Source organism: Oceanobacillus massiliensis str. N'diop (genome assembly GCF_000285495.1).
GTDB lineage: Bacteria > Bacillota > Bacilli > Bacillales > Amphibacillaceae > Oceanobacillus > Oceanobacillus massiliensis.
On sequence record NZ_CAER01000103.1, the window covers coordinates 1 to 227 of the forward strand.

1 protein-coding gene is annotated in these 227 nt (G+C 47.1%); it reads left to right on the plus strand.

Annotation, left to right across the window (positions count from 1 at the left end; genetic code table 11):
• Positions 1-227 (plus strand): methionine gamma-lyase family protein (locus OMHG_RS00245; protein ID WP_010647165.1); only part of this gene is annotated, 227 nt, incomplete at both ends.

Sequence of the window (227 nt, forward strand, 5' to 3'; positions counted from 1 at the left end):
GACAAATCAAAAGCGTGTTCTCGATGCATTTATAAAAAACAGAATTAGTGATAGTCATTTCAATTCCACGAGCGGCTACGGATATGATGATGCCGGAAGAGAAGCATTGGAATCGGTTTATGCCGATGTCTTCGGTGGAGAGGATGCTCTTGTCAGACCGCAGATTGTGTCTGGGACACATGCCATTACAACCGTGCTGTTCGGGCTCTTGCGACCAGGGGATGAAC